3 protein-coding genes and 1 pseudogene are annotated in these 3,124 nt (G+C 63.3%); 3 read left to right on the top strand and 1 reads right to left on the bottom strand.

Features of this window, described 5'->3' with window-relative positions; translation table 11 throughout:
• Nucleotides 1-54 precede the first annotated feature (54 nt).
• Nucleotides 55-291 (top strand): annotated as a pseudogene (locus EOC93_RS33140) (WYL domain-containing protein); the annotation flags it as partial.
• 176 nt (nt 292-467) lie between these two features.
• Here the strand turns inward: EOC93_RS33140 and EOC93_RS33135 are convergent.
• Complete coding sequence (locus EOC93_RS33135) at nt 468-1,163, bottom strand: DUF1013 domain-containing protein (protein WP_095487269.1); 696 nt, start codon at nt 1,161-1,163, stop codon at nt 468-470.
• Nucleotides 1,164-1,541: 378 nt separating this feature from the next.
• On the opposite strand from EOC93_RS33135, the gene EOC93_RS33130 reads away from it, so the two are divergent.
• The gene (locus tag EOC93_RS33130) at nt 1,542-2,684 is read left to right on the top strand and encodes a helix-turn-helix transcriptional regulator (RefSeq protein ID WP_127206716.1); all 1,143 of its coding nucleotides are present in this window, start codon (nt 1,542-1,544) and stop codon (nt 2,682-2,684) included.
• A 127-nt stretch (nt 2,685-2,811) separates the two neighbouring features.
• Nucleotides 2,812-3,124: LysE family transporter (locus tag EOC93_RS33125; RefSeq protein WP_164759387.1), on the top strand; the 313-nt coding region annotated here is incomplete at its 3' end.

The raw sequence follows: 3,124 nt of genomic DNA, 5'->3' as shown, positions 1-3,124 counted from the left end.
GTGCTGCGGCCGGCCTCGTCGGAATAGTCGATGGTCAGCACCTGGCGTTTTTCCACCGCGCGCGACATCAGGCCGCTAGGCCTATGGTTCTGGGGCAAGGTGTGGACGCTGGTCGCATGGTGCGAGATGCGCGACGATTTCCGCGCTTTCCGTATCGATCGCATCGCTTCGGTGGTCATAGCCGGCCGCGTCTTCAAGCCGGAGCGCGGCAAGCAGCTCGCAGATTTCTATCGTGCGGTTGAGCGCAGCGAGGATTACGGCATGGCACCGGACCGAGCCGCGCGAACTTAGGCGCAGCGCTTTTCCTTCTCCCCTTGTGGGAGAAGGTGGATTGGCGCGCAGCGCCAAGACGGATGAGGGGTGTTGGAAGAAACTCCAACGCCGCGATCCGTCCAGCACCCCTCATCCGACCGAGCTTCGCTCGGCCACCTTCTCCCACAAAGGGGAGAAGGAAAGGGCGCCGTTCCTCAATCCTCGTCGTCGGTATCCTCGTCCTTCGACTTCAGCGCCGAAAGCTTGGCAAAGACGGCGTTGGCGTCGAGTTCCGCATCCTCGTCCTTTGGCTTCTCCGGCGCCGGCACCAGCCGCTCGGTCAATGCCGCCGGCAGCAGCGTGTCGCCGGCCGGCTGTGCCTGCTCGCGGCCACGCGAGGCGCGGTTGACTTCCATGTCGAGGTCGATCTGCGAGGCGAGACCCAGCGTCACCGGATCCATCGGCTGCAGATTGGCCGAGTTCCAGTGCTTTCTGTCGCGGATCTGGTCGATCGTCGACTTGGTGGTGCCGACGAGGCGCGCGATCTGCGCGTCCTTCAGCTCGGGATGGTTGCGCACCAGCCAGAGTATGGCGTTGGGCCGGTCCTGGCGCTTCGACAGCGGCGTGTAGCGCGGACCCTTGCGCTTGGATTCGGGCACCCGCACCTTGGGGTCGGACAGCTTCAGCCGATGGTTCGCATCCTTCTCAGCGCGTGCGATCTCGTCGCGGGTCAGCTGGCCAGTCATGATCGGGTCCATGCCCTTGATGCCTTGCGCCGATTCGCCATCGGCGATCGCCTTGACCTCGAGCGGATGCAGCGAGCAGAACTGCGCGATCTGCTCGAAGGAGAGCGCGGTATTGTCGACCAGCCAGACGGCGGTCGCCTTGGGCATCAGCAGCGTATTGGCCATTGCAAAATATCCTTCTCGTTCGCCCGCGTTCCCGCGCGGGCGGTGGTTTTAGAGCCACCAAAATGGGAAATTCGCGGTCTGTATAACCGCTCTCTCGCCATTTCGCAACGTTTTTGGCGCGTGGCGGCGAGGACGGCGGGAGATATCGAACCTGTCAAGGCAGCCCTTCAGCTTCGGCGCCGTGCATCGGCGTTTCGGCTCCGCAGGTTATGGCTTGGCCGAGCGCCAGAAGAGTAGTCCTGCTCAGGTTCAGCCCGCCATCGGCGAGGTGGGATTGAGGGCAGCATCGCCTGATTCAGCGGCGATGCAACTTGCGCGAGAGCTTCCGTGTGCTAGGCTTCATCAGCCAAATGTGCGCAGCAACGGAAGGCCATCATCATGGCTGACGTGACCATCCATTCAGTTTCCACCGTTGTTGGTCAGATCTACGAGGCCGCCTATGATCAGGAGCGCTGGCCTGATGTGGTCGTGGGGCTGCGCGACCTGTTCAAGGCATCGCGAAGCTGTATCGCGCGGCTCGATCAGCAGGCGTTCAGCGCGGTCGGGACTGTCGATGACCCGGGGCTGTGTTCTCCCGAGGCGGCAGCGGCACACATGCGTGACCCCATCAGCACGGTCGCGGCAGCGCTGCCGGTGGGCAAAATCTATGATCGGACGCGGATAGCTGGAGACGTGGCGGCGTTCCGTCGCCGCGAACTCTGGCAAGAGTGGATGAGGCCGCGCGACATGCATCACGGACTCGCCTCCAATCTTCTGGCTTCCAACGGCTCCTATTGGTTTTTCGATATCCATCGCGGCTCGAAGCAGGGCGCGTTCGGTGCCGACGACATCGATCTGTTGCAGAAGATCGTGCCGCATATGCTGCGCGCTGGGGAGATCGGCCGGCAGTTGGAGAACACGTCGGCGCTGGCATCGGCCTTCTCGCATCTGCCCTTCGGCGTGTTTCTGGTGGACGGCTTTCAGCGTATCGCCCAAATGAACGAGGCCGCCGAGGCAATGCTGGCACGGCCCGACAGCCCTCTGGCACTGAATGGCGGCACGATCGTCGCCTCCAATCTCAGGGATGCTCAGCAGCTTCAGCGGCTGGTCGCGAATGCCTGCTCGCTACATGGCGGCGCCATGCTCGGGACCGGAGGAACGCTGCTGGTGCCATCGGACCGCGAGCGATTTGACCTGACACGGTTGGTGCTGTCGGTTGCCCCATTCGTCGACGCCCGCGCGTATGGCCTGGCGTCGGAGCGTTGCGCGGTGATCATGGTCACGGAGGTCGCCCGGCGCATTCCCGACGGTTTCGAGACCCATATCCGCTACCTGTTCGATCTGACGGCGGCTGAGGCGAAGCTTGCAACAGCCTTGGCATCGGGGCGGTCGCTGAAGGAAACCGCGGCGAATTCGAACATAACCGTGAAGACCTGCCGCACTTATCTCGAACGGATTTTCTCCAAGACCCGCACCCGGCAGCAGAGCGAACTGGTCGCATTGCTCAAGAGCACGGAACCACTCAGCGGGCGCGGCTGGTAACCCGCCAACAAAACGTCCTCATGTCGGCATTTGCCGACTGTTAGAGGGGAAGTGTTTCATCCACATTTCGCTTCGGTAGCGGCGATCTGCCCTTGGGAGAGCAGACGCCGCCGATGTGGGCTGATCGATGTTGGAAACCGGGCACGCTGTCGCGGCGGGGTTGTTTCCGTTCGCCATTTCCTATGCGCTGTTGGCAATGCTGCCGGGCGCCAATTTTGCCGTCGTCGCGCAGGCCGGGCTAACCGCGTCGCGTGCCACAGCGCTTTCGGCTGCCGCCGGTATTGCCCTTGGCGCGAGTTCGCTGGCGGCGATCGTCGCGACGGGAGCCGGCGCGCTGCCGCCGGGAGGCATCGCACACCAGATGGCCGCCAGCCTTTACGGCGCAATTCTGGTCTTCATCGGCTGGAATTCGATGCGGCGGGCGCTGTCCTTTCAAGCTG

The sequence above is a fragment of the Mesorhizobium sp. M6A.T.Ce.TU.002.03.1.1 genome (genome assembly GCF_003997275.1).
In the GTDB taxonomy this organism is placed as follows: domain Bacteria; phylum Pseudomonadota; class Alphaproteobacteria; order Rhizobiales; family Rhizobiaceae; genus Mesorhizobium; species Mesorhizobium mediterraneum.
This window is presented reverse-complemented; position numbering and strand designations above follow the sequence as displayed.

What these genes read in the sequence shown, in the direction of transcription:
- EOC93_RS33135 (WP_095487269.1), bottom strand. Translation starts at nt 1,163, where the DNA reads ATGGCCAATACGCTGCTGATGCCCAAGGCGACCGCCGTCTGGCTGGTC.
- EOC93_RS33130 (WP_127206716.1), top strand. Translation starts at nt 1,542, where the DNA reads ATGGCTGACGTGACCATCCATTCAGTTTCCACCGTTGTTGGTCAGATC.